At 71.5% G+C, this 25,382-nt stretch carries 22 protein-coding genes; 10 read left to right on the top strand and 12 right to left on the bottom strand.

Features of this window, described 5'->3' with window-relative positions; all coding sequences use genetic code 11:
* Positions 1–36 precede the first annotated feature (36 nt).
* Entirely contained in the window at positions 37–1,119 is a 1,083-nt protein-coding gene (gene manB, locus ACZ4MH_RS31930; protein ID WP_351596732.1) for a mannose-1-phosphate guanylyltransferase, read from the bottom strand.
* A gap of 160 nt (positions 1,120–1,279) precedes the next feature.
* Positions 1,280–2,635 (bottom strand): N-acetylmuramoyl-L-alanine amidase, encoded by a 1,356-nt coding sequence (locus ACZ4MH_RS31925; RefSeq protein ID WP_351596735.1) that lies wholly within the window; start codon positions 2,633–2,635, stop codon positions 1,280–1,282.
* A gap of 128 nt (positions 2,636–2,763) precedes the next feature.
* On the opposite strand from ACZ4MH_RS31925, the gene ACZ4MH_RS31920 reads away from it, so the two are divergent.
* The 4 genes from ACZ4MH_RS31920 to ACZ4MH_RS31905 all read left to right on the top strand — a co-directional run bounded on the left by ACZ4MH_RS31920 (position 2,764) and on the right by ACZ4MH_RS31905 (position 8,740).
* Positions 2,764–3,516, top strand: coding sequence for a TIGR03089 family protein (locus ACZ4MH_RS31920; protein ID WP_351596737.1), 753 nt, complete (start codon positions 2,764–2,766; stop codon positions 3,514–3,516).
* 224 nt (positions 3,517–3,740) lie between these two features.
* Positions 3,741–5,000 (top strand): LCP family protein, encoded by a 1,260-nt coding sequence (locus tag ACZ4MH_RS31915; RefSeq protein WP_467754818.1) that lies wholly within the window; start codon positions 3,741–3,743, stop codon positions 4,998–5,000.
* A gap of 219 nt (positions 5,001–5,219) precedes the next feature.
* Positions 5,220–6,980 carry an LCP family protein gene (locus ACZ4MH_RS31910; protein ID WP_351596739.1) on the top strand — a complete coding sequence of 587 codons (1,761 nt, stop codon included), beginning with the start codon at positions 5,220–5,222 and terminating at the stop codon, positions 6,978–6,980.
* A gap of 107 nt (positions 6,981–7,087) precedes the next feature.
* Positions 7,088–8,740 (top strand): LCP family protein, encoded by a 1,653-nt coding sequence (locus ACZ4MH_RS31905; protein ID WP_351596742.1) that lies wholly within the window; start codon positions 7,088–7,090, stop codon positions 8,738–8,740.
* A 70-nt stretch (positions 8,741–8,810) separates the two neighbouring features.
* Here ACZ4MH_RS31905 and ACZ4MH_RS31900 read toward each other — a convergent pair whose 3' ends face one another.
* On the bottom strand, positions 8,811–9,848 hold the full coding sequence (locus ACZ4MH_RS31900; RefSeq protein WP_351596846.1) for a glycosyltransferase family 2 protein: 1,038 nt from the start codon (positions 9,846–9,848) through the stop codon (positions 8,811–8,813).
* Positions 9,849–9,991: 143 nt separating this feature from the next.
* On the opposite strand from ACZ4MH_RS31900, the gene ACZ4MH_RS31895 reads away from it, so the two are divergent.
* Positions 9,992–11,434: an LCP family protein gene (locus ACZ4MH_RS31895; RefSeq protein WP_351596849.1), complete on the top strand. Its 1,443-nt coding sequence runs from the start codon at positions 9,992–9,994 to the stop codon at positions 11,432–11,434.
* A 48-nt stretch (positions 11,435–11,482) separates the two neighbouring features.
* Here the strand turns inward: ACZ4MH_RS31895 and ACZ4MH_RS31890 are convergent, their stop codons facing one another.
* Entirely contained in the window at positions 11,483–12,037 is a 555-nt protein-coding gene (locus ACZ4MH_RS31890; protein WP_351596852.1) for an acyl-CoA thioesterase, read from the bottom strand.
* Between the two features lie 277 nt (positions 12,038–12,314).
* Between ACZ4MH_RS31890 and ACZ4MH_RS31885 the strand changes: the two genes are divergently transcribed.
* Positions 12,315–13,604 (top strand): LCP family protein, encoded by a 1,290-nt coding sequence (locus ACZ4MH_RS31885; protein ID WP_351596855.1) that lies wholly within the window; start codon positions 12,315–12,317, stop codon positions 13,602–13,604.
* Positions 13,605–13,679: 75 nt separating this feature from the next.
* Here ACZ4MH_RS31885 and ACZ4MH_RS31880 read toward each other — a convergent pair whose 3' ends face one another.
* Positions 13,680–14,852 carry an acyl-CoA dehydrogenase family protein gene (locus ACZ4MH_RS31880; RefSeq protein WP_351596858.1) on the bottom strand — a complete coding sequence of 391 codons (1,173 nt, stop codon included), beginning with the start codon at positions 14,850–14,852 and terminating at the stop codon, positions 13,680–13,682.
* Between the two features lie 178 nt (positions 14,853–15,030).
* On the opposite strand from ACZ4MH_RS31880, the gene ACZ4MH_RS31875 reads away from it, so the two are divergent.
* Positions 15,031–16,371 carry a UDP-glucose dehydrogenase family protein gene (locus ACZ4MH_RS31875; protein ID WP_351596861.1) on the top strand — a complete coding sequence of 447 codons (1,341 nt, stop codon included), beginning with the start codon at positions 15,031–15,033 and terminating at the stop codon, positions 16,369–16,371.
* On the opposite strand, the gene ACZ4MH_RS31870 is transcribed toward ACZ4MH_RS31875, so the two are convergent.
* On the bottom strand, positions 16,368–16,916 hold the full coding sequence (locus ACZ4MH_RS31870) for a CGNR zinc finger domain-containing protein (RefSeq protein ID WP_351596864.1): 549 nt from the start codon (positions 16,914–16,916) through the stop codon (positions 16,368–16,370). The two genes, ACZ4MH_RS31875 and ACZ4MH_RS31870, sit on opposite strands and share 4 nt — an antisense overlap.
* A gap of 74 nt (positions 16,917–16,990) precedes the next feature.
* Here ACZ4MH_RS31870 and ACZ4MH_RS31865 point away from each other — a divergent pair, with 74 nt between their 5' ends.
* Complete coding sequence (locus tag ACZ4MH_RS31865; RefSeq protein ID WP_351596867.1) at positions 16,991–17,359, top strand: VOC family protein; 369 nt, start codon at positions 16,991–16,993, stop codon at positions 17,357–17,359.
* A 49-nt stretch (positions 17,360–17,408) separates the two neighbouring features.
* Here the strand turns inward: ACZ4MH_RS31865 and ACZ4MH_RS31860 are convergent, their stop codons facing one another.
* From ACZ4MH_RS31860 to ACZ4MH_RS31845, 4 genes are all read right to left on the bottom strand, one after another.
* Positions 17,409–18,662: a dipeptidase gene (locus ACZ4MH_RS31860; RefSeq protein WP_467754817.1), complete on the bottom strand. Its 1,254-nt coding sequence runs from the start codon at positions 18,660–18,662 to the stop codon at positions 17,409–17,411.
* A gap of 180 nt (positions 18,663–18,842) precedes the next feature.
* Positions 18,843–20,021, bottom strand: coding sequence for a dipeptidase (locus ACZ4MH_RS31855; RefSeq protein WP_351596870.1), 1,179 nt, complete (start codon positions 20,019–20,021; stop codon positions 18,843–18,845).
* Positions 20,018–20,554 carry a 5-(carboxyamino)imidazole ribonucleotide mutase gene (purE, locus tag ACZ4MH_RS31850; protein WP_351596873.1) on the bottom strand — a complete coding sequence of 179 codons (537 nt, stop codon included), beginning with the start codon at positions 20,552–20,554 and terminating at the stop codon, positions 20,018–20,020. The genes ACZ4MH_RS31855 and purE overlap by 4 nt, the downstream gene beginning before the upstream one ends.
* On the bottom strand, positions 20,551–21,717 hold the full coding sequence (locus tag ACZ4MH_RS31845) for a 5-(carboxyamino)imidazole ribonucleotide synthase (RefSeq protein WP_467754819.1): 1,167 nt from the start codon (positions 21,715–21,717) through the stop codon (positions 20,551–20,553). Before ACZ4MH_RS31845 ends, purE begins: the two co-directional genes overlap by 4 nt.
* Before the next feature lie 159 nt (positions 21,718–21,876).
* Here ACZ4MH_RS31845 and ACZ4MH_RS31840 point away from each other — a divergent pair, with 159 nt between their 5' ends.
* Together ACZ4MH_RS31840 and ACZ4MH_RS31835 are read left to right on the top strand one after the other, a co-directional pair.
* A complete protein-coding gene (locus ACZ4MH_RS31840; RefSeq protein WP_351596879.1) occupies positions 21,877–22,314 on the top strand; it encodes a protease inhibitor I42 family protein in 438 nt (145 codons plus the stop codon).
* Between the two features lie 129 nt (positions 22,315–22,443).
* Positions 22,444–22,920 carry a GtrA family protein gene (locus ACZ4MH_RS31835; protein ID WP_351596882.1) on the top strand — a complete coding sequence of 159 codons (477 nt, stop codon included), beginning with the start codon at positions 22,444–22,446 and terminating at the stop codon, positions 22,918–22,920.
* Positions 22,921–22,943: 23 nt separating this feature from the next.
* On the opposite strand, the gene ACZ4MH_RS31830 is transcribed toward ACZ4MH_RS31835, so the two are convergent.
* Together ACZ4MH_RS31830 and ACZ4MH_RS31825 are read right to left on the bottom strand one after the other, a co-directional pair.
* Positions 22,944–24,230, bottom strand: coding sequence for an ATP-binding protein (locus tag ACZ4MH_RS31830; protein ID WP_351596885.1), 1,287 nt, complete (start codon positions 24,228–24,230; stop codon positions 22,944–22,946).
* 44 nt (positions 24,231–24,274) lie between these two features.
* Positions 24,275–24,955 (bottom strand): response regulator transcription factor, encoded by a 681-nt coding sequence (locus ACZ4MH_RS31825; protein WP_030265943.1) that lies wholly within the window; start codon positions 24,953–24,955, stop codon positions 24,275–24,277.
* Between the last annotated feature and the right edge of the window lie 427 nt (positions 24,956–25,382).

The raw sequence follows: 25,382 nt of genomic DNA, 5'->3' as shown, positions 1-25,382 counted from the left end.
CCGTCCCGCCGTCCCGCCGTCACAGGGTGGCGGCCGTCACTGGTCCGAGGAGAAGCGGACCGCCGCGGCCGGCAGGTCGGCGCCGCACCACACGCGGATGCCGTCGCGCAGCTCGTTGTCCGCGCCGACGGTGGCGCCGTCGCCGATGACCGCGCCGTGCAGGACCGTACGGGCGCCGATGCGGGCCCCGGCCCCGATGAGCGAGTCGTGGATCTGGGCGCCGGGCTCGACGACCGCGTCCGCCAGGACGGCGCTGCCCGCGACGCGCGCGCCCGCGCCGACCCGGGCGCCGGCACCGACGACCGTGCCGCCGCTGAGCTTGGCGTCCGCGGCGACGTCGGCGCCGTCCAGTACGAGGTGTTCGCCGCGCCGGCCGGGGACGGCCGGGGAGGGGGCGTGGCCGAGCACCAGGTCGGCGGAGCCGCGGACGAACGCCTGCGGGGTGCCCAGGTCGAGCCAGTAGGTGGAGTCGACCATGCCCTGGAGGTGGGCGCCGGACTCCAGCAGGCCGGGGAAGGTCTCGCGCTCGACGGAGACCGGGCGGCCCTGCGGGATGGCGTCGATCACGGAGCGGTTGAAGACGTAGGCGCCCGCGTTGATCTGGTCGGTGACGATCTCCTCGGGGGTCTGCGGCTTCTCCAGGAAGGCGGTGACCCGGCCGCCGGCGTCGGTGGGGACAAGGCCGTAGGCGCGCGGGTCCTCGACCCGGGTGAGGTGCAGCGAGACGTCGGCGGAGGCCTCGCGGTGGGTGCGCACCAGGGCGGCGATGTCCAGCCCGGTGAGGATGTCTCCGTTGAAGATCAGGACCGGGTCGTCGGGGCCCGAGTGCAGCCGGTGGGCGACGTTGCGGATGGCGCCGCCGGTGCCGAGCGGCTCCTCCTCGGTGACGTATTCGAGATGAAGCCCCCATTCCGCCCCATCACCGAAATACGGCTCGAAAACCTCGGCGAGGTACGAGGTGGCCAACACGATGTGTTCCACCCCCGCGGCGCGCGCCCTGGCCAGCTGGTGGGTGAGGAACGGCACGCCCGCGGCCGGGACCATGGGCTTGGGCGTGTGCACCGTCAACGGGCGCAGCCGGGTGCCCTTGCCGCCGACCAGAAGGATCGCTTCAGTCACCTTTTGTTCTCTGCTTCCTGCTGGGGTCGGCCGGACGGCGGACCAGTGTAGGCAGACGGTTTGCCCGCTTTGCCAGCGGGCTTACCCGCCAGTAGACGGGGTTTTCCGGCGCCGCCCGGCCTGGGCGCCCGTGCAGGTCACGGGCGCCGACCCCGGGCCCTCAGCGTCCCTGGAAGCGGGCGGAGGCGATGCGCGCCGAGCCGAGTGTGCCGTAGAGCGCGGCCCCCGGGCAGCTCGTCACGTAGCCGTCCCTGTGTCCGGAGATGACATTCAGCCGGACTTTGGTTCCCTTCTTGTAACGGTTGTTGCCCGCCGAGGTCAGAGTGGTCTTGCCGTCCGGATCGCGGCCGTGCAGCCCCAGCTTCCAGGCGGTGAGTTTGCCGAGCGCGTCGAGCGCGGCGGCCGGTGGCTTGGCCTTGTCGAAGGTGCCGATGACGGCGATGCCGGTGGTGTCGTTGTTGAAGCCGAGGGTGTGGGCGCCCATGACGGGTCTGGCGACGCCGCCGGCCCGGCCCTCGAAGATCGTGCCGCACTTGTCGATCAGGAAGTTGTACCCGACGTCCCGCCAGTGGTTGCTCTTGACGTGGTACCGGTAGATGCCGCGGACGATCGCCCCGGACTGGCTGCAGCTGTAGCCGTTGCCGGTGGCGCTGTGGTGCACGAAGGCCGCCTTGACGGTCTTGGTGTACCCGAACTTCGGCTCCCGCAGCTGCTCGTCGGCGCCCCAGCCGGCCCGGGTGATGATCCGCGGCCGCGGCCCGATCAGCGGCTGCGCCGCGGGCGCCTGGCCGCGCTCCTGCTCGCCGGCCGCCGCCAGGTCGGCCTGCAGGGCGTTCGCGGGCGCCGCCGGGATGGCGGTGGCTCCCGGGGGCGCGAGCCCGGCGTTGGCCGCCGAGCTGTCCGCCGACTCCTGCCCGGCGGCGTTCGGCGCGGGGTCGCGCGGCTTGGCGGGCCGGCCGGGATCGACCAACTCCAGGCGCATCCCGTCGGGCAGTTCGGTCACCGCCTGCCGGCCCTGCTCCGGGGCGATCCGCATCTGTACGGCGTCGGAGTCGCCCACCCACAGCGGGGCCGTGCCGCCGCGCGGCTTGTCGCCGCGGCGTTCGGCGGCGTCCAGGTCGGGCGCGTCGTCGTAGTGCGTCTGCACGTCCTGCCACGCCGACCAGCGGTGGCTGCCGGTGGCGCGGGTGCGGACCTGCGGCTGGCCGTGCAGTTCGGCCTTGGCGTCGCTCCAGACGACGCCGACGAGCGAGAAGGGCCGTACGTCCTTGACGGGCATTCCCATGGGCGCGGCCTGGGCGGCCCGGCCCGAGTTCCGGCCGGACAGCACACGGTCGCGGTCGCCGAGCCGGACGAGCGGCAGGGACTGGGTGCTTCCGGGAACGTCCGCCGAGGCGGCCCCGGGAGCGGCGGCTGCGGGGGCCGGGGCGGGGTTCGCTCCGGCCGGCAGCGCGAGCGGTACGACGAGGGCCGCGAAGGTCGCGGCGCCGAGCGAAGTGGCAACGAAGGCACGCATGGAAGCGATCGTGTACGGAGTGGGACAAATCCGCCATTTGACATCTGACGCCTCATCGGCGCGGCGCGGCGCCGCGGGAGTGCCGGGTACGCCGTACGGGCGCGGGCCGCCCGCGTAGGCTGACGACGATGAACGCCACCGACCGAACCCCCGCCGACCTGCTGGGATCCGCGCTGTCCTCGGACCCGGCGCGGCCGCTCGTGACCTTCTACGACGACGCCACCGGCGAGCGCGTCGAACTGTCCGTCGCCACCTTCGCCAATTGGGTGGCCAAGACCGCCAACTACCTCCAGGACGAGCTGTCCGCCGAACCGGGCGACCGGCTCGCGCTGCTGCTGCCGGCGCACTGGCAGACCGCCGTCTGGCTGGTGGCCTGCTCGTCCGTCGGAGTGATCGCGGACGTCGGCGGCGACCCGGCGGCGGCCGACGTCGTCGTCAGCGGCCCGGACACCCTGGAGGCGGCGCGGGCCTGCTCCGGGGAGCGGGTGGCGCTCGCGCTGCGCCCGCTGGGCGGCCGCTTCCCCGAGCCGCCGGCCGGCTTCGCCGACTACGCCGCCGAGGTGCCGGGCCAGGGCGACCGCTTCGTGCCGTACGCGCCGGTCGATCCGCACGCGCCCGCGCTCGCCGTGGACGGCCGCGAGTTCACCGGCGCGGAGATCGGCGCCGCGGCCGTGGAGCTGGCGCGGCTGCCCGAGCGGCAGCGGGTGCTCTCCGCCCTGCCGTACGGGACGTGGGACGGGCTGGCGTACGGGCTGTACGCACCGCTGGCGACCGGCGGCTCGGTCGTCCTGTGCCGCAACGCCGACCGGCTCGACGACGGCGGACTGGCCAGGCGCAAGGAGGCCGAGCAGGTCACGGTCACGGCGCCCGCCGCGCCCTGAGCCCGCCGCCAGGCAGTTCGCGCCCGTCGCCCGACCGGCCCAGCGGATGCCCGCTGCAGGGGCCGATCCGTCCCGTGCGGTCCATGATCGTGGGGACGTACAACCCTGCGCGGGACTCGGCCGTCTGCCTGAGTACCGGGGCCCGGGCACGCCGCCCGGGCCGCGGCACCGAGTGAGACGGCCGTACGCCCCGTGCGGCCGACGCACGAGGGGTGGACGCAGCCGTGGACGACAGGCCGGAGATCCCCGAGGAACTGCAGCGCTGCAACGAACCGGCGGCCGGCGAGGGCCGGCCCCGGCGGCGGTGGCTGCGCTGGACCGCGCTGGGCGGCGGCGCCGCCGTGCTGGGTACGGCCGCGGTCGGCTGGCTGGCGTACGACAGGCTCAACGGGAACATCACGGCCGACTCCGACACCGCGGCCCAGCTGCGCGAGTACGAGGCGGAGCGGCCGCCCGCCTCGGCGACGAACGTGCAGAACATCCTGCTCATCGGCTCGGACAACCGCGGCGGCGGCAACCGCGGGTACGGCACCGACGACGGCACCCAGCGCTCGGACACCACGATCCTGCTGCACCTGGCGGCGGACCGGAAGAGCGCGACCGCGGTCAGCATCCCGCGTGACCTGATGGCGCGGGTGCCGCAGTGCACGAAGCCGGACGGCGGCCGTACGCAGCCGCTGTTCACCCAGTTCAACTACGCGTTCGAGGCGGCGGGGCCGGCCTGCACGATCCGCACGGTCGAGCGGATGACCGACATCCGCATCGACCACCACATGATCCTGGACTTCACCGGCTTCAAGAAGATGGTGGACGCGGTCGACGGCGTGGAGGTCTGCCTGCCGCGGGCCGTCGCCGACCAGGACTCGCACCTGAATCTGGCGGCCGGGCGCCATCTGCTCCGCGGCGAGCAGGCGCTGGGGTACGTACGGGCCCGCAAGTCGCTGGGCAACGGCAGCGACACGCAGCGGATGGAGCGGCAGCAGCAGTTCCTGGCGGCGCTGGTGAAGAAGGTGCAGGGCAACGGCGTACTGCTCAATCCCACGCGCCTGTACCCGCTCCTGGACGCCGCGACGAGCTCCCTCACCACCGACGAGGGCCTTGCGTCCCTGAAGGGCCTCTTCAACCTGGTGCGCAGCGTCCGGGACATTCCCACCGACAAGATCCACTTCCTGACCGTCCCCCGGCAGGCGTACGCGTACAACGCGAACCGCGACGAACTGGTGCAGCCGGACGCCGGCCGGCTCTTCGCGCGGCTGCGTGCCGACCGGCCGGTCCCGGTCCGCCCGGCGACGAGGGAACAGACGGACACCACCGAATACGACGACCCGGCCAAGGACCCGCAGACCGGACAGACGGATGCCCGCGGGGAGAGCCGTTCGAACAGCCGGGACGAAGCTGACAAGCCCGGCCATCGTGAATCGGCCACGCCAGGGCCCTCGACCACCTTCCGGGGAACCACAGCAGACCGGGGCATCTGCCAATAAAACCTCCGCAAAGGGTGGATCAAGGACACGAAAGTATCGGGTGGATTGCCCAGTTGTAGGGACGTGGAATTTGTCACGGGCGTCGCTTGACGCTGAACTGGGCGGATAGTGTGAGCGATCCGGTCCGCACGACTGGCTGACCGCGCACTGCAATCCGACCGACCGAGCGCCTCGAGGGGGGCAGGCGCCGCGTGGCACCGACGGAGGACTCACAGCACCGTGGACGCGCAAGGCCGTGGGCAGGCGGGGGACATGGATCCCGCCGATCAGTGGGTGTTCGACCCGAACACCGGCAACTACGAACTGCGACTGGATGCTGGCTCAAAGTCAGCCCCCAAGCAGGCCGGCCGGAGAGCCGCCGCCCCCGCCGCAACCGCGACCGGGAGCAGCCGGAAAGAGCGGCGGCTTCAGGAGCGCGGCCGGACGGCCGGCTCCGACCGTGACACACCGACCCGCGAGCTGCCCGCCCAGCGCAACCGCCGGGCCGGCGGCCGCGCGGGGCACCGTGCGGCAGCGGCGGCGGCGCCCGCCGCGAGCACCGGCCGGCGCAAGCCCAAGCCGAAGGCGTCGAAAAAGAAGAAGGCGCTGTACTGGGGCGCGGGCGTGATGGGCTTCGTACTGGTCGCCGGCTGCACCGGCGCGTACTTCGTCTACCAGCACCTCGACGGCAACATCTCCAAGGTCGACGTCGGCATCAACAACGACGCGGTCACCGACGGCCCGGTCAACATCCTGATCATCGGGACGGACGCGCGCGAGGGGAAGGGCAACGAGGGCTACGGCGACATGGGCAGTGTCGGCCACGCCGACACCACGATCCTCATGCACGTCTCGGCGGACCGCACCAACGCCACCGCGCTCAGCATCCCGCGCGACATGGTCACCGACATCCCGGACTGCCCGACCACGATGAAGGACGGGACCAAGAAGACCGTCCCGGGCGAGACCGGGGTGCGCTTCAACACCAGCCTCGGCCAGGAGGACCGGGACCCGGGCTGCACCTGGCGGACCGTCGAGAAGCTGACCGGGCTGAAGATCAATCACTTCATGATGGCGGACTTCAACGCCGTCAAGGAGCTGTCCACCGCGGTGGGCGGCGTCGAGGTGTGCGCGGGCAAGGACATCGACGACCCCAAGTCGCACCTGCACCTCAAGGCGGGCCGGCACATCGTCAAGGGCGAGCAGGCGCTGGCGTTCGTCAGGACCCGGCACACCGTCGGCTTCGGCAGCGACCTGAGCCGCATCGAGCTGCAGCAGCAGTTCCTCAGCTCGATGATCCGCAAGATGAAGTCGGGCGGCACGCTCAGCGACCCCAGCAAGCTGTGGGGTCTGAGCAACGCGGCGACCAAGGCGCTCACCGTCGACACCGGCATCGGCAGCGCGAGCAAGCTGATGGACCTGGCCAAGGACCTCAGCCGGGTGGACGTCAAGAACGTCACCTTCGCGACTGTGCCCGTTCTGGACAACCCTGACGACCCCGCGACCGTCATATTGGACAAGGCCAAAGCCGATCCACTCTTCAAGATGGTCCAGTCCGATCACTCTCTGACCAAGACAAAGAAGGAAAAGAGCAAGAAGAAGGCCAAGCCGGTCACCAAGGCGCCTGCCTCCGAGGTCCGGGTCGACATCTCCAACGGTGGCGGCCCGCTGGGCGCCGCCCAGGAGACCGTCGACTGGCTGCAGAACGACAAGGGCGCGCCGCTGACCACGAACGCCGGCAACGCGGCGACGACGCTGGACAAGACGCGCCTGGAGTACGCGCCCAACCAGGCCGGCCAGGCCGCCACCCTGGCCGAGTGGATGGGCCTGCCGAAGTCCGCGATGAAGCAGACGAACGGCGACGCCGGGCCCAAGGTGCCGATGACGCTCATCCTCGGCAAGGACTTCACCGGCGCCGGGGAGCCGATAGCGGCGCCCGACAAGACGCCCGACGGGGTCCAGAACGTCAACGCCGACGACAAGAACGTCTGCGCCAAGTAGGCCTGCGGAGAACCAGCAGCACCCGCACCACCAAGTGAAGACCGACCGGCCGCCCTGCCAGGCCGCCGAGCGCACCACCGGATGAAGGAAACGGGGAGGGGCAGCCGATGCGGCAGAGCAGTGTGCGTGGCGACCGATCACGCCGACACCAGCCCGACGCCCAGGAGTTGGGCTGGGACGACAGCCTGTACGAAGGCCGCAGCGAGGGGCGGGGCGGCGGGGGCGGCGGCGCGGCCGTCCCCCCGGAGTCCGGCGGGCACGGCCGGCGCCGGCGCCGAAGAGGCCACCGGGTCCTGCGCTGGACCGCCGGCATCGCCGCGCTCCTCGTCCTCGGCACGGCGGGCGCCGGATACCTCTACTACGAGCACCTCAACGGCAACCTCCGCAAGGGCATCCTGGACCTCGGCGACGGCGGGCTGAAGAAGCCCGAGCCCAACGCCTTCGGCCAGACCCCGATGAACATCCTGCTGCTCGGCTCGGACAGCCGGAACACCAAGGAGAACGTCAAGCTCGGCGGCGCCAAGGCGGACGTGGGCCGCAAGCCGCTGGCGGACGTGCAGATGCTGCTGCACGTCTCCGCCGACCGCTCCAGCATGTCGGTGCTCTCGATACCGCGCGACACCCGCGTGACCATCCCCGAGTGCACCGACGCCAAGACCGGCGAGAAGTACGCGCAGACCACCGCGCCCATCAACCAGTCGCTCCAGCACGGCGGCCCGGGCTGCACGGTCGCCACCTGGAAAGAGCTGACCGGCATCTACATCGATCACTTCATGATGATCGACTTCGCGGGTGTGGTGCAGATGGCCGACGCGGTGGGCGGCGTCCCCGTCTGCGTCGACGGCAACGTCTACTCGCACGACAGCAAGGGCCACGGCAGCGGGCTGAAGCTGACCAAGGGCGAGCACAACATCAAGGGCGTCCAGGCGCTCCAGTGGCTGCGCACCCGCTACGGCTTCGAGGACAACACCGACATCGGCCGGGCCAAGGCCCAGCACATGTACATGAACTCGATGATCCGTCAGCTCAAGGCGGGCACCAAGCTCACCGACCCCGGCAAGCTCCAGGCGCTCGCGGAGGCCGCCACCAAGGCGCTGACCGTGGACGAGGGCATCGGCAGCGTGAAGAAGCTGTACGACCTCGGCGGCGACCTGAACCGCGTACCGCTCAAGCGCGTCACCATGGCGACCATGCCGTGGAGCTACGGCCCCGGCGAGTCCTACGTCGTCCCGAAGCCGGGCGACGCCGAGCAGGTCTTCGCGATGCTGCGCAACGACACCGCGCTGGACGGCAAGGACGCGAAAAAGAAGAAGCCCGCAGCGGACCCGAAGGCCACCACGCCCAAGGAACAGCTCCAGGTCACCGTGCAGAACGGCACCAACGGCGCGATCCAGGGCCCGGTCGTCGGCCGCGCGAGCGCCATTCAGGCGCGGCTCGCCACGCTCGGCTACGCGGCGGCGGGCACCGACGCCGCGCTCATCGCCCAGGCGGACAGCACGATCACGTACGGGGGCAAGGACGCCGAGGGCGACGCGCTGGCCGTCGCCAAGGCGCTCGGGCTGCCCAAGAGCGCGGTGAAGGAGTCCAGTTCGGCGCAGGGCATCCGGCTGGTCGTCGGCAACGACTGGCGTACCGGTACGGCGTACCCGGAGACGGCCGGCGAGAAGAAGCAGGCGGACAAGGCCCCGGAGAGCGCGGACACCCTCAACGGCGAGGACAAGAAGGCGTGCATGAAGGTGAACCCGGACTACACCTGGTGAGCACGCCCGGCAGACGGAGCGGCGCCCGTATCCCCGGGGGATACGGGCGCCGCTCTGTACGCAGGGGCCGCTAGGCGGTCTCCGCCGGGGCCGTCAGCACGGCCGGGCGGCGGCTGGCGATGACCTTCCTGGCGAGCGCGCGCGGGCTGGTGAGGAAGCCCCAGCCCCACGACATGTGCATGGTCGCCAGCGCGACGGGGATCTGGGCGCGGGCCTTCAGGGGCAGCCCCTTGCCGGCCGGGACGGAGCCCGCCGCGATGGCCGCGAGGTAGGCGCCCGGGACGACGAAGCCCCACGGCGTCACTGCCGCGCCGACCACGATGCCCGCGGCGATCGCGCAGACCGCGGCCGGCGGCGCGAGGTAGCGCAGATTGATCGACCCTGAGTGGTAGCGCGCGACGACGTGCCGCCACTTGCCGTAGTCCTTGTACTGCTTGGCCAGCGCCTTGACGTTGGGCCGCGGCCGGTACTGCACCTTCAGCTCGGGCGAGAACCAGATCAGCCCGCCCGCCTCGCGGATGCGGAAGTTCAGCTCCCAGTCCTGCGCGCGGATGAACTCGATGTTGTACCCGTCCTGCTGCTCCAGCGCCTCGCGCCGGAAGACACCCAGGAAGACGGTCTCGGCGGGGCCTGCCTGTCCGCCGGTGTGGAACGCCGCGTTGCCCACCCCGATCTTCGAGGTCATGGCGGCGGCGACGGCCTGCTCCCAGGCGTTCTCGCCCTCGGCGTTCATGATGCCGCCGACGTTCTGCGCGCCGGTCTCCTCCAGGAGGCGGACCGCGGTCGCGATGTAGTTGCGCGACAGCATGCCGTGGCCGTCCACCCGCACCACGATGGGGTGCCGGGACGCCTTGATCGCGGCATTCAGCGCAGCGGGCGTACGCCCGGTCGGGTTGGGCACGGTGTGGACCCGCGGGTCCTCCCGTACCAGCTCGGCGGCGATCTCGTCGGTGCGGTCCGTGGACGGCCCGAGCGCGATCACCACCTCCATCTCGCCGTCGTACTCCTGCTCCAGGATGTGGCGCACGGAGTCGCGCAGATGACGTTCCTCATTGAGCACCGGCATGATCACGGAGACTGCGGGGTGCTGGCTCGGCGTGGCGTTCATCGGTGTTCACGTTACCGCGAACGGGCGTACGGGGCCGACGGCAGCCGAGTGGCGCGGTGGACCGGTGCGGCGTGTGATGACAGTCAGCCGATCATACGGACGTACTGTCATTTTTTCCCCGTGTCTACGAGGAGGTGCCCTCTATGCCCGAGCCGCCCCGCACCCTCCCCCTCCCCGCACCCGGCAGGCGGCGCCGGAGAACGCGGTGGATCGTGCGGGCGACCGCCGGCGTCTCCGTCCTCCTGCTGGCCGCGAGCGGCGTCGGCCACGCGATGGTGGCCGGGGTCAACGAGGGCATCTCCCGGGTGGACGCCTTCAAGGACATGGGCAAGCGGCCCCGGGCCGGCTCGGGGGACGGGATGAACTTCCTGGTCGCGGGCACCGACGGCCGGGACCGGCTGTCGGCGGCGGAGAAGGAGAAGTACCACCTCGGCGGTGCGCCCTGTCACTGCACCGACACGGTCATGCTCGTCCACCTCTCGGCGGCCCGGGACCGGGCGAGCGTGATCAGCCTGCCCCGCGACTCCTTCGTCGAGGCGCCCGAGCGCAAGGACGAGAAGACCGGGCGTACGGTGCCGGCCCACCCGATCAAGCTGAACGCGGCGTACGCGGAGGGCGGCCCCAACCTCACCGTCCGCACCGTGGAACACATGACCGGGGTGCACATCGACCACTACCTGGAGGTCGACTTCACCAGCTTCATGAAGACCGTGGACGCGGTCGGCGGCGTGCGGGTGTGCACCACCCGGCCGCTGAAGGACCGCTACTCCGGGCTGGACCTGCCCAAGGGGGCCAGCGAGCTGAACGGCGGCCAGGCGCTCCAGTACGTCCGCGCCCGGCACCTCGACGGCGGCTCCGACCTGGGCCGCATGCAGCGCCAGCAGCGCTTCCTGGTCGCCCTGCTGCACAAGATCACCGACTCGGACGCGCTGGTGAACCCGGTGACGTTCAAGCGGATCACCTCGACCCTGCTGGACTCGCTGCGCGCCGACGCGGGCTTCGGGACCCGCGAGATGGTCGCGCTCGGGCAGGCGCTGCGCGGCTTCAAGCCCTCCTCCTCGGAGTTCGCCTCCGTCCCCATCAGCGACATCAGCTACTCCGTGCCGAACGTCGGGTCGACGGTGAAGTGGGACGAGGAGCGCGCGAAGAAGCTCTTCGCGGCCGTCCGCGCCGACCGCCCGCTGGCCGTGCACAAGAAGCACAAGGACCGCGCGACCGTGGTGGACGTGCCGCCGGACGAGATCCGGGTCCAGGTCGACAACGGCACCCGCACCCGCGGCCACGCGGCGCGGGCCGACAAGGCGCTGCGCGCGACCGGCTTCGCGACCACCGGCACGCCCCGCAACGCCCCGGCACCCGCCGACCGCACGGTGATCAGCTACGACCCGCGCTGGAACCGTTCGGTACGGACGCTGGCCGCCGCGCTGCCCGGCGCGAAACTGCGCCCGGTGCCGGGCCAGGGCCCGGTCCTGCGGGTCACCCTCGGCCCCGACCACAAGGGCGTCCACAAGGTGCGCGCCGAGGACCCCGCACCCGGCTCCGCCGATGCGCAGCCGGTCACGGGGGACGAGGAGGAGTGCCGGTAGCCCTCAGGACGGGCAGCGCTCAGGGCAGGCAGCCCTCGGGCCTGCGGTTCAGCCCTCGTCGACGCCGTCGGCGGCGCGGCGCTGCCGCAGCTCCATGATGGCGCGGCGCCGGGCGAGCCGGTGCGTGCGACGGATCTGCGCCTCCTGATAGCGCCGCTTGTCGCGCTCGGTCTCGGGGATCACCGGCGGTACCCGGCGCGGCTTGCCGTCCCCGTCGACGGCGGCGAAGACCAGGTACGCGGAGCCGACCTGCTGGGCGGGCGTGGACTCGTTCCAGCGCTCGGCCAGTACCCGTACACCGACCTCCATGGAGGACCGCCCGGTCCAGTTCACCTGAGCCTTCACATGCACAAGGTCACCGACCCTGACCGGCTCCAGGAACACCATCTCGTCCATGGAGGCCGTGACGGCGGGGCCGCCGGAGTGCCGGCCGGCCACCGCGCCCGCCGCGTCATCCACCAGCTTCATGATCACGCCGCCGTGGACGGTGCCGAGCAGATTGGTGTGGCTCGCGTCCATGATGTGGCTGAGTGTCGTGCGCGAGACGGAGGTGGGCTTGCCCGGGAGGCTACCCTCCGAGCCGTCGGTGACGAGGTCGCTCATACGTCCACCCTATGCACCCCACCGGACACCTTCTGCCCGAGACGGTCACGGACCTCACCGACCGGTCCGCTTTGCTCCCCTTTCGCCCCATTACAGGTGCAATCGCGGGCAAACATGCGCCCCGCCCGTCCCGAATCGTCGCTTCCCGTCCCGCGCGGCCCAATCGTCGCGCCCTCCCCTTTATGCCGCGTCACTTTGCATCAGCTCTGCAACAGCCGCGGTCCGATCCCGTCCCCGCCCTGTATGGCGGGGTGTACCGGCAGGCACACTTTGCTCCATGAACGAGTGGCGCGACGGGCTCCCCCGTGACGACGACAGGAACCGGTACGGACGCGGCAGCAGCAGCGACCGTCCGGAGGGCGCGCGCGCCATGCGACAGGTGCGCCGGCAGCCCACCGGCGGTTACGGCGAGCCGCCGCTGCCGCCCGGCATGTCGCCGCGCCGCCAGGGCGTCCCGCCGCAGCCGGGCCACGACGGCGGCCACGGCGGCGGTCACTACGACGACGGCTACAACACCGGCCAGGTCTACGGCGGCGGCCACGGTGGCGGCGGCGGTTACGGCGACGACGGCTACCGCCCCCGCCCCAACTGGGGCCGCCGCATCAAGCGCACCCTGATCACCGTGATCGTCGTGCTGCTGGTCGCCTCGGTCGGCACGTACTTCTGGGCCGACTCCAAGATGCGCAAGGAGGTCGACCTCAGCAAGGTGATCGACCGCCCCGAGGAGGGCGACGGCACCAACTACCTGATCGTCGGCTCCGACAGCCGCGAGGGGATGTCCGCGCAGCAGAAGAAGGACCTGCACACGGGCTCCGCCGACGGCAAGCGCACCGACTCGATGATGATCCTGCACACGGGCTCCAACGGCCCGACGCTGATCTCGCTGCCGCGCGACTCCAACATCACGATCCCGCAGTTCCGCGGTTCCGAGTCCGGCAAGATGCAGGCCGCGATGGGCGCCAACAAGCTCAACGCCGCGTACTCCATCGACGGCCCCCAGCTGCTGGTGCGCACCGTGGAGTACAACACCGGGCTGCACATCGACCACTACGCCGAGATCGGCTTCGCCGGCTTCGCGAACATCGTGGACGCCATCGGCGGCGTCGACATGAAGCTCGACAAGGGCTTCAAGGACAAGTGGTCCGGCGCCGACTTCAAGGCCGGCGAGCAGACGCTGAACGGCCAGCAGGCCCTGGCGTACGTCCGTACCCGGCACGCCTTCGCCGGCAGCGACCTGGACCGCACGAAGAACCAGCAGAAGTTCCTCTCGACGCTGGCCCACCAGGTGGCCTCGCCGGGCACGCTCCTGAACCCCTTCGCGCTCTACCCGGCCATGGGCGCGGGCCTGGACACCCTGGTCGTCGACAAGGACATGGGCCCCTACTCGCTCGGCAAGATGTTCTTCGCGCTGAAGAACGTCACCAGCAAGGGCGGCGACGGAAAGTCCATGAACATGCCGGTCTCCGGCAGCGTCGGCGGCAACCTCCAGTGGGACATGCCGAAGGTCAAGCAGCTGGTCGGCGAGCTGAAGAACGACGACCCGGTCACGGTCACCGCGGACCAGTGACCCGCTCCGGACCATGAGAAGGCCCCGGCTCCCCTCGAGGAGCCGGGGCCTTCTCGTGTGCCCTGTACGACGCCGTTACGGCAGGTTGCGGGCCATGACGATGCGCTGGACCTGGTTAGTGCCCTCGTAGATCTGGGTGATCTTCGCGTCGCGCATCATGCGCTCCAGCGGGTAGTCACGGGTGTAGCCGTAACCGCCGAGCAGCTGGACGGCGTCGGTCGTGATCTCCATGGCCGCGTCGGAGGCGTAGCACTTGGCGGCGGCGCCGAAGAAGGTGAGGTCCTCGGCCTTGCCGCCGGCGGAGATCCGCTCGGACTTGGCAGCGGCCGCGTAGGTGAGCTGGCGGGCCGCCTCCAGCTTCATGGCCATGTCGGCGAGCATGAACTGCACGCCCTGGAAGTCGCCGATCGGCTTGCCGAACTGCTTGCGCTCCTGGACGTAGCCCTTGGCGTAGTCCAGCGCGCCCTGGGCGATGCCCAGCGCCTGGGCCGCGATGGTGATGCGGGTGTGGTCCAGCGTCTTCATCGCGGTGGCGAAGCCGGTGCCCTCCGCGCCGATCATGCGGTCGGCGGGGATGCGCACGTTGTCGAGGTAGACCTCGCGGGTCGGCGAGCCCTTGATGCCCAGCTTCTTCTCCGGAGCGCCGAAGGAGACGCCCTCATCGCCCTTCTCCACCACGAAGGCGGAGATGCCCTTGGAGCGCTTCTCCGGGTCGGTGACCGCCATGACGGTGTAGTACTCGGAGACGCCCGCGTTGGTGATCCAGCGCTTCACACCGTTGAGGACGTAGTGGTCGCCGTCACGCACGGCCTTGGTCTTCATACCCGCCGCGTCCGAGCCCGCGTCCGGCTCGCTCAGGCAGTACGAGAACATCGCGTCGCCCGATGCCAGCGGGCCGAGGTACTTCTTCTTCAGCTCCTCGGAGCCGGAGAGGATCACCGGCAGCGAGCCGAGCTTGTTCACGGCGGGGATCAGGGAGGACGAGGCGCAGACGCGGGCCACCTCCTCGATGACGATCACGGTCGCCAGCGCGTCGGCGCCGGCGCCGCCGTAGGACTCCGGTACATGCACGGCGTGCAGGTCGTTGGCGACCAGGGCGTCCAGCGCCTCCTGCGGGAAGCGGGCCTCCTCGTCCACCGCGGTGGCGACCGGTGCGATCTTCGCCTCGGCGAGCGCGCGCACCGACTCACGGAGCATGTCGTGCTCCTCAGCCGGCCGGTACAGATCGAAATCGGCGTTTCCCGCCAAGGTCTCTCATCTCCCCTGAGTGCTAACTACCGTTAAGTAACCTGTCGCGTTTCCCTGGATTCTAGAGGCGGAGCGCCTTGTGGGGTACGTGAGGTTGCCGACAACGGCCGAATCGCCGCACCCCGTGTCCCAGCTATGCTCGGCCCCGCAGCAGACTTCGTTCGCACCTGGAGCGTCCATGCCCCTCAAGATCACCGTGATCGGCACCGGCTACCTCGGCGCCACGCACGCCGCCGCCATGGCCGAGCTCGGCTTCGAGGTGCTGGGGCTCGACGTCGTGCCCGAGAAGATCGAGATGCTCGGCCGCGGCGAGGTGCCGCTGTACGAGCCGGGCCTGGAGGAGCTGCTGCGCAAGCACGTCGCCGGCCTCCCCGGGTCCAGCGGACGGCTGCGGTTCACCACGTCATGGGAAGAGGCCGGCGCCTTCGGCGACGTGCACTTCGTGTGCGTGAACACCCCGCAGAAGCACGGCGAGTACGCCTGTGACATGTCCTACGTCGACAGCGCCTTCGAGTCGCTCGCGCCGCACCTGACGCGGCCCACGCTGGTCGTCGGCAAGTCCACCGTGCCGGTGGGCAGCGCGGCGCGGCTCGCCAAGCGGCTGGCCGAGCTGGCGCCGGCCGGCGAGGAGGCGGAGCTGGCCTGGAACCCGGAGTTCCTGCGCGAGGGCTTCGCGGTCCAGGACACCCTGCACCCCGACCGGCTCGTGGTCGGCGTGGCCAGCGAGCGCGCCGAGTCGCTGCTGCGCGAGGTGTACGCCACACCGCTGGCCGAGGGCTCGCCGTGGGTCGTGATGGACTACCCGACCGCCGAGCTGGTCAAGACCGCCGCGAACTCCTTCCTCGCGACCAAGATCTCCTTCATCAACGCGATGGCCGAGATCTGCGAGGCGGCCGACGGCGACGTGCTGAAGCTGGCCGAGGCGATCGGCCACGACGAGCGGATCGGCAAGAAGTTCCTGCGCGCCGGGGTCGGCTTCGGCGGCGGCTGCCTGCCGAAGGACCTGCGTGCCTTCATGGCCCGCGCCGGCGAGCTGGGCGCCGACCAGGCGCTGACCTTCCTGCGCGAGATCGACTCGATCAACATGCGCCGCCGCGGCCACATGGTGGAGCTGGCGCGCGAGGCGGTCGGCGGCGGCTTCCTCGGCAAGCGGGTCGCCGTGCTGGGCGCGACCTTCAAGCCGGACTCCGACGACGTGCGGGACTCCCCCGCGCTGAACGTCGCGGGCCAGATCCACCTCCAGGGCGGCCAGGTGACCGTGTACGACCCCAAGGGCATGGAGAACGCCCGCCGGGTCTTCCCGACGCTGGGGTACGCGCCGACCGCCATGGACGCCGCGCGCGGCGCCGACGTCGTGCTGCACCTGACCGAGTGGCGGGAGTTCCGCGAGCTGGACCCGGCGACGCTGGGCGAGGTCGCGGCCCACCGCCGCATCCTGGACGGCCGCAACGCGCTGGACCCGGAGCTGTGGCGCAAGGCGGGCTGGACGTACCGGGCGCTGGGGCGGCCGCGCGCCTAACTCTGGGCCTTCCGGGCCCTGTACGTACGCATCTTGGCCCGGCTGCCGCAGAGCGCCATGGAGCACCAGCGGCTGCGGCCGGCCGGGCTGCGGTCGTAGTAGACCCACTCGCAGTCGTGCGCCTCGCAGGCCTTGAGGCGGCGCCAGCTGCCGTCGGCGGCCGCGGTGGCGATGCCCGCGGCGATCCGGGCGGTCAGCGCGGCGACGCCGGTGAGCCCGGGCGCCGGACCCAGTGCGGCCTCGCCTCGTCCGTCCACGGTGAGCGTCAGCGGCGCCGCGGCGAGCAGCGCGCCCAGCTCGCGTGCGGTCTCCTCGGGCAGGTCGTGCCCCGTGTGGGCGAGGCAGGCGGCACGCAGGGCTTCGCGCAGCCGCTGGACGGCGGCCACTTCACGTTTCCCGGCGGGAGCCGGCGGCAACCCGTGCTCGCGCAGGAACGCGGCGAGTCCGCCGGGCGCGGCCAGCGCGTCCTGCCCGCTCTCGATGTCCAGGGTGTTCGCCAGGTCCTGGACCAGGGCCAGGGAAGGCGGCGCGCTACGGTCGGCCACCCTTGCCACGTTACCGGCTGAGGGCCATCATGCAGTAACGAAGTTACCGCTAAACCGTCGCAGGAGGTAACACCATGGCCATCGCTCAGTACGGCGTCGTCGTGCTCGACGCTCCCGACCCGAAGGCCCTCGCCGAGTTCTACGCCGGCCTGCTCGGCTGGCAGGTCGGCGAGCTCGAGGGCGACTGGATCGAGGTGGCCGGGCCGCAGGGGCGGATGCTCGCCTTCCAGAAGGCACCCGACCTGGTGCCGCCGGACTGGCCCAGCGGTGAGCGCTCCCAGCAGCTGCACCTGGACTTCCGGGTGCCGCGGGCGCAGATCGAGGAGGCGGAGCGCGAGGCGCTGGAGCTCGGCGCGAAGCTGGTCCAGCACGACGAGGGCAAGCGCGACTTCCGCGTCTACCTCGACCCGGCGGGGCACCCGTTCTGTCTGTGCCTGCACTGAGCACAGCCACCCTGGCGGGGCGGGCGGGGGTCACCCCCCCGCCCCGCTTTCAGGTCCAGGCCCAGTGCAGCCGGGTCATCCGGTCCCGCCGGTCCGCCCGGTCCAGCCGGTCGATGGTCGCCGTCGACGGCCCGCGGCGGTGCCGGGCCTCGCGCGCGGCGAACTCCGCGCCGCGCATCGCGCGCAGGGCATTGCCCCAGGTCAGCCCGGCCAGGTCGGCGAAGGACCAGCCGCGGCTGATCAGTTCGGCGATCAGCCGCGGGTAGCCGGAGACGTCCTCCAGGCCCTGCGGCCGTCCCTCGGCCGGGTCGGTGTCGAAGCCGGCGCCCAGGCCGACGTGCGCCGCGCCCGCCACGTTCCGTACGTGGTCGAGGTGGTCGGCGACGTCCTCCACGGTCGCCACGCCCACCGGCCCGGTGACCCGCTGCGGGGCGAAGGTGACCATGCAGATCCCGCCGTTGCGGGGCAGCTGCGCGAGCACGTCGTCGGGCACGTTGTGCCGGTGATTGGTGAGGTTCCGGGCGGCCGTCCGGTTCAGGAAGACCGGCGCCTTGGTGATGGCCAGCGTGTGGCGCATCGCGTCGACCGAGGCGTACGAGAGGTCGATGAGCATCCCGAGGCGGTTCATCTCCCGGACCACCTCCTCGCCGAAGGCGGTGAGGCCGCCCGCGCACGGGGTGTCGGCCGCCGCGTCCGCCCAGGGGGTGTTGCGGTCCGGCGTGAGCAGCATCGAGCGCACGCCCAGGGTGTGCAGGGCGCGCAGCGCGCCGAGCGAGCTGTCGATGATCTGGCCGCCGGCCGAGCCGAGCAGACAGGCGATGCGGCCCCGGTTGCGGCACTCGGTGACGTCGTCGGCGGACATCGCCAGGCGCAGCGCTTCGGGGTAGGCGCGCACCAGCTGGTACACGAAGTCGATCTGTTCGAGGGTGGCGCTGATGGCGTGGTCGCCGCTGAGCGCGGTGGGCACCTGCACGGACCAGAACTGCGCGCCGACGCGGCCCTGCTGCAGCCGGGGGATGTCGGTGCTGACGGCGGGTTCGCCGTAGTCGAGGTCGTAGTAGTGACCCGGCGTCAGGTCGTCGCCGTGGTGCAGCCGCAGCGCCCAGGGCAGGGCGTTGTGGCCGTCGAAGACGGGGTGCGCGGCGAGCAGCGCGTGCGCGCGGGAGAGCGGGTCGCGGCGCAGCGGCGGGTCGGCGGGGCGCCCGAGTGATCCGTACGGGGAGTGGGCGTCCTCGGCGGCGCCGAGATCCCCGGCGGCACCGGTGAGGTCTGCGGCTTCCAGATCGGGGGCGAGGTCGGCCATGGTCGGAGCTCCTGGATCGGTGGCAGTAGGGCCACGGTGACACGGGAGATCCACTTCTTCGCGGTGGATGGTGCGTACGGGGCATCGGCGTCACACGCATGGCCACGCGCCCTTGTACGCACCGGACTCCGGCAGCCGTACGGCCGGCCGGAACCGGCCGTACGGTGCGGATGTCCGCCGTCAGCCGTCCAGCTGACCGATCGTCGCGTTCGACGGGCCGCGGCGCTCCTGGATGCCGCGCGCGGCGGTCTCCGCGTCGCGCAGCGTGCGGACCGCGTTCTGCCAGGTGAGCTTGGCGAGGTCGGCCTCGGACCACTTGCGGTCCAGCAGCTCCGCGATCAGATTCGGATAGCCCGCGACGTCGGTGAGGCCGTCCGGAGTGAAGGCCGTGCCGTCGTAGTCGCCGCCGACCCCGATGTGGTCGACGCCGGCGACCTCGCGCATGTGGTCGAGGTGATCGGCGACGGTGGCGGCGGTGGCCACCGGGCGGGGGTTGGCCGCCTCGAAGGCGCGCTGCACCTTCATGCCGGCCTCGGTGGTGTCGAGGTGGTGCAGGCCGTGCGCGCGCATGTTCTCGTCGGCGCGCTTCGTCCACTCCCCGGCCTCGGGCAGCACGAACTTCGGTACGAAGGTGGCCATCGCGACGCCGCCGTTGGCGGGCAGCTGCGCGAGCACGTCGTCGGGGATGTTGCGCGGGTGGTCGCAGACGGCGCGCGCGGAGGAGTGCGAGAAGACCACCGGCGCCTCGGTGACCCGCAGCGCGTCCCGCATCGTGTCGGCGGAGACGTGGCTGAGGTCGACCAACATGCCGAGCCGGTTCATCTCGCGCACGACCTCCTCGCCGAAGGCGGTGAGGCCGTTCGCGCGCGGTTCGTCGGTCGCCGAGTCCGCCCACGCGATGTTGTCGTTGTGCGTGAGCGTCATGTACCGGACGCCGAGCGCGTACAGGGCGCGCAGGGTGGCCAGCGAGCAGTGGATCGAGTGGCCGCCCTCGGCACCCATCAGGGACGCGATCCGCCCCTCGGCGCGGGCCGCCTCCATGTCGTCGGCGGTGAGCGCGCGCCGCAGGTCGCCGGGGTACCGGTCGATCAGCTGCGCCACGCAGTCGACCTGCTCCAGGGTGGCGCTGACCGCCCGGTCGCCGTCGTAGTCGGAGCGTACGTACACCGACCAGAACTGCGCGCCGACGCCGCCGGCGCGCAGCCGCGGGATGTCGGTGTGCAGGTGCGCCGACTGGTCGGTGGCGATGTCGCGCCGGCCGAGGTCGTAGCGGACCTGCTCGCGCAGCGCCCAGGGCAGGTCGTTGTGGCCGTCGACGACGGGCCAGCGGGCGAGCAGGTCGCGGGCCGCCTCGCTCACTTGCCGCTCCCGAAGCCGAAGCCCTCGTTGCCCCCGACCTTGTTCCGCAGCCGCTTGCCCTTCTCGGTGGCCTGCTCGTTCAGCTCCCGCTGGAACTCGCGCATCCGCTCCTGCAGGTCGGCGTCGTGCGCGGCGAGCATCCGGGCGGCGAGCAGACCGGCGTTGCGGGCGCCGCCGACCGAGACGGTGGCGACCGGCACGCCGGCCGGCATCTGCACGATGGACAGCAGCGAGTCCATGCCGTCGAGGTACTTCAGCGGTACGGGCACGCCGATGACCGGCAGCGGCGTGACCGAGGCCAGCATGCCGGGCAGATGGGCCGCTCCCCCGGCACCCGCGATGATCGCCTTCAGACCGCGGCCCGCGGCCTCCTCGCCGTACGCGACCATCTCGCGCGGCATGCGGTGCGCGGAGACGACGTCGACCTCGTAGGGGATCTCGAACTCGTCGAGGGCCTGCGCCGCGGCCTCCATGACGGGCCAGTCGGAGTCGGAGCCCATGACGATGCCGACAACAGGGGAGCTGGAAGTCATTCGGTGATCGTTCCTCGCAGGTAGCCGGCGGCGTGCGCGGCGCGCTCACGCACGTCGGCCAGGTCGTCGCCGTAGGTGTTGACGTGCCCGACCTTACGGCCGGGCTTCACGTCCTTGCCGTACATGTGGATCTTCAGCTGCGGGTCCCGGGCCATGCAGTGCAGGTACGCGCTGTACATGTCCGGGTAGTCGCCGCCGAGCACGTTGGCCATGACGGTCCACTCGGCGCGCGGGCGCGGGTCGCCCAGCGGGAGGTCCAGTACCGCACGGACGTGGTTGGCGAACTGCGAGGTGATCGCGCCGTCCTGGGTCCAGTGCCCGGAGTTGTGCGGGCGCATCGCCAGTTCGTTGACGAGGATGCGGTGGTTTCCCTCGGAATCGACAGCCTCGAACAGCTCGACCGCGAGGTGCCCCGTGACGTCCAGTTCCTTGGCGATGCGCAGGGCCAGCTCCTGGGCCTGCGCCGACAGCTCCTCGGAGAGGCCGGGGGCGGGCGCGATGACCGTGTCGCAGACGCCGTCGACCTGGATGGACTCCACGACCGGGTACGCGACGGCCTGGCCGTGCGGGGAGCGGACGATGTTGGCGGCCAGCTCGCGGGTGAAGTCGACCTTCTCCTCGGCGAGGACGGGCACGCCGGCGCGGAACGGCTCCTCGGCGTCCTTGGCGGATCGTACGAACCACACGCCCTTGCCGTCGTAACCGCCGCGGACCGTCTTCAGGATGACCGGAAACCCTCCCCCACTCTCGGCTCCGCTCGAGCGGGAGGTGCCCCCAACCTCAGCGGCGAAACGTTCGACGTCGCTCGGGTCCTCAACGATGCGATGGCGCGGGCAGGGGGCGCCGATCTCGGTCAGTTTCGCCCGCATCACGCCCTTGTCCTGGGCGTGCACCAGCGCGTCCGGACCGGGGCGTACGGGGATGCCGTCCGCCTCCAGGGCCCGTAGATGCTCGGTGGGGACGTGCTCATGATCGAAAGTGATCACGTCACAGCCGCGCGCGAACTCCCGCAGGGTGTCCAGGTCGCGGTAGTCGCCGACGACGACATCGCCGACGACCTGCGCCGCGGAGTCCTGCGGGGTGTCACTGAGGAGCTTGAACCTGATGCCGAGGGGGATGCCTGCCTCGTGGGTCATACGGGCGAGCTGTCCGCCGCCGACCATGCCGACTACCGGAAACGTCACGCCTTCAGGGTATCCGCTCCGACCGACCGTTCCCGGCCACCCCTTGGACGATCCTCTGAATCCGGACGTTCCGCACCTCTGTGCGAGCCGCCACCGGACGATAGGCTCGTCCGGACGCGCGGACCCGGGGGAGGACGCATGGACGCCACCGACGGCATATCGACGCCGTCCCGCAAGATCGGCATAGCGGTCGCGGTGGCGGCCCTGCTGGTAACCGTGTACTCCCTCATATCCCTGCTCACCGCCGGTCCCCAGGTGTTCGGGCCGCAGGACACCGTCATCTCCGTCGCCCCCGGCGAGCGCTTCTCGATAGAGCTGGACGACAACCCGAGCACCGGCTACCGCTGGACCGTCGCGGCCCCGTCCCCGGACCCGGACGTGCTCAAGCCGGCCGGCAGCCACTACGAGGCGGACGAGCCGGTGGTCGCGGGCTCCGGCGGCACCCGCTACCTGGAGTTCCGGGCCGTCCGCGCGGGCCGGACCGAGCTGGCGCTGCGGCGCTGCTTCCAGTGCGGCACCGAGCGCGCCGACAGCGGCGGCGAGCGGCTCGCCTTCCGCATCACCGTGACCGGCTGACGCGCCTCCTCCCGGCGGAACAGCCGGGGCACGGGCGGCCCGCCGACGCGCTGGTTAGCATGAGTGCACGGCCGGCCGCCGACCACGGCCCGCCGGACACGACGCCTCACGGGGAGCTGAACCACCAATATGTCTGGACCGAGCCCGCTGCGTTCGCGGCTGGAGCTGCTGGGCCGCGAGATCGTGAAGTTCGGCGCGGTGGGCGGAGCCGGTGTGCTGGTCAACCTCGTGGTCTTCAACCTCGTGCGGCACACCACGGAGCTGCCCGTGGTGCGGGCCGGGATCGTCGCGACGGTCGTCGCGATCCTCTTCAACTACGTCGGCTTCCGCTACTTCACCTACCGGGACCGCGACAAAAGCAGCCGCACCAAGGAGCTGGCGCTCTTCGTCTTCTTCAGCGCGGTCGGCCTGGTGATCGAGAACGGCACCCTCTACGCCGCGACGTACTGGTGCGGCTGGAACACCCCGCTGCAGAACAACGTCTTCAAGTTCCTCGGCATCGGCATCGCCACGCTCTTCCGCTTCTGGTCCTACCGCTCCTGGGTCTTCCGGGCGCTGCCGGCCGAGGAGACGGCGAAGGCCCCCGAGACCGCCGGCCGCCGGTAGAGTCCGCCGGCCGCCGGTAAGGCTCAGCGCGGGCCGGCCTCCGGATCGGGCTCGTCCTCGTCGGCCGGCCGGTACTGCTCCGACTCCCGGCTGAGGAAGAGCGCGAAGACCGGCGGCTCCTGCTGGAGCAGCTCCAGCCGGCCGCCGTCCGCCTCCGCCAGGTCGCGGGCCACCGCGAGCCCCAGGCCCGTGGAGTTCCGGCCGCTCACCGTCCGCTCGAAGACCCGGGAACCCAGATCGGGCGGTACGCCGGGGCCCGCGTCGGTGACCTCGACGACGGCCTGGTTGCCGGTGACGCGCGTACGCAGCGCCACGGTGCCATCGCCGTGCATCAGCGAGTTCTCGATCAAGGTCGCGAGGACCTGGGCGACCGCGCCCGGCGTCCCGACCGCCCGCAGGTTCTTCTTCCCCGAGCGGACGATGGCCCGGCCCGCGCTGCGGTACGCCGGGCGCCACTCCTCGATCTGCTGCTTGACGACCTCGTCCAGGTCGAAGGCGACGGCGGAGCCGGAGCGCGGGTCGCGGGAGTTCGTCAGCAGCCGCTGGACGACGTCGCTGAGCCGGTCCACCTGCCCCAGCGCGATCGTCGCCTCCTCCTTCACCGTCTCCGGGTCGTCGGTGAGCGTGATCTCCTCCAGCCGCATGGAGAGCGCGGTCAGCGGCGTACGGAGCTGGTGGGACGCGTCGGCGGCGAGCCGGCGCTCGGCGGTGAGCATCCGCCCGATCCGCTCGGCGGAGGCGTCCAGCACGTCCGCGACCCGGTCCAGCTCGTGCACGCCGTAGCGGCGGTGCCGGGGCCGGGGGTCGCCGGAGCCGAGGCGTTCGGCGGTCTCGGCGAGGTCGATGAGCGGGGCGGTCAGCCGGCGGGCCTGCCGGATCGCGAGGATCACGGCCGCGAGGATGGCCAGCGCCGCGACCGCCAGGATGATCAACAGCGTGCGGCCGATCTCCGCGCTGACCGCGGAGCGGGGCTCCTGCACGGTGACGGTCTCGCCCTGCTCGCCGTGGACGGTGGAGGCGATGACGTCGCCGGAGGGCCGGCTGCCGATCTGTACGGGGGCGTGGCCCGGCACCTGGATCAGCGCGTACCGGTCGGTGGTGATCTGCTCGGCCAGCACCTCGGCGGTGATCTTCTCGCCGCCGCTCAGCCGGCTCTCGACCATGCCCACCAGGCGCACGGCCTCCGCCCCCACGCTCTCCTGGGCCCCCGTCTGGATGGTGCGGGTCTCCACGATGACGAGCGAGACGCCGAAGACGGCGATCACGACGAGCACCACGGCGAGCGTGGAGTTGATCAGACGGCGGCGCACGGTGCCCTCCCGGGCGGGGGTGGTGGTCCTGGGGGAGGGGAGCTTCAGCTCTTCTCGAAGCGGAAGCCCACTCCGCGCACGGTGGCGATGTACCGCGGATTGGCCGCGTCGTCGCCCAGCTTCTTCCGCAGCCAGGAGATGTGCATGTCGAGCGTCTTCGTCGAGGACCACCACGTGGTGTCCCAGACCTCGCGCATCAGCTGATCGCGGGTCACCACCCGGCCGGCGTCCCGGACCAGCACCCGCAGCAGGTCGAACTCCTTGGCCGTGAGCTGGAGTTCCTCCTCCCCCATCCACGCGCGGTGCGATTCGACGTCGATCCGGACGCCGTGGGTGGCCGGCGGCTGCTGGGGCTCGGCGGTGGTGCCGCGGCGGAGCAGGGCCCGGACCCGCGCGAGCAGTTCCGCCAGCCGGAAGGGCTTGGTGACGTAGTCGTCGGCGCCGGCGTCCAGGCCGACCACGGTGTCCACCTCGTCGGCGCGGGCCGTGAGGACCAGGATCGGGAAGGAGTGGCCTTCGTTGCGCAGCCGGCGGGCGACCTCCAGGCCGTCCATGCCGGGCAGGCCCAGGTCGAGCACGAGCAGGTCGATGTTGCCCTGCAGACCGGCGTCGAGCGCCGTGGGGCCGTCCTCACGCACCTCGACTTCGTAACCCTCACGGCGGAGTGCGCGAGCGAGCGGCTCCGAGATGGACGCGTCATCCTCGGCGAGCAGTACACGGGTCATGGCCCGATGGTAGTCCGACAGGTCACGGCCACGATGCCCCTCCGGGGGTCCCGGGCGACGGCGGTGGGCGCACCGCGCGGTTCCCCACGCCGGGTGTGACCGTTGTCTCACTCAGCCCAACCTCAGCTACGCGCGTCGTACAGTGGCTGGAACGTCCGTCGTACAACCCGGGACCTTGACGCATATATGCCGTCACGGTCCCCGTTGTGTGCGGGGCCGGCACGACCGGGCCCGCGGGCAAATGACCTCCTAGACCGGGTCCATCGCACGTAGAACGGGGGCGTGGATTCCGGTGTACGGCCGTCCTGTCGATTCCTCTTTCCACAGTGGTGTCGCACCCTCCTACCGGGCGTGGGTGGGCGGACGGCACTGCGCCGGTGCCGGTCAGCCGACCCGGGCGCGCGGCCCCACCCGCGCGTCCCGATCA

Source organism: Streptomyces sp. NPDC026301 (genome assembly GCF_055567935.1).
This window is presented reverse-complemented; position numbering and strand designations above follow the sequence as displayed.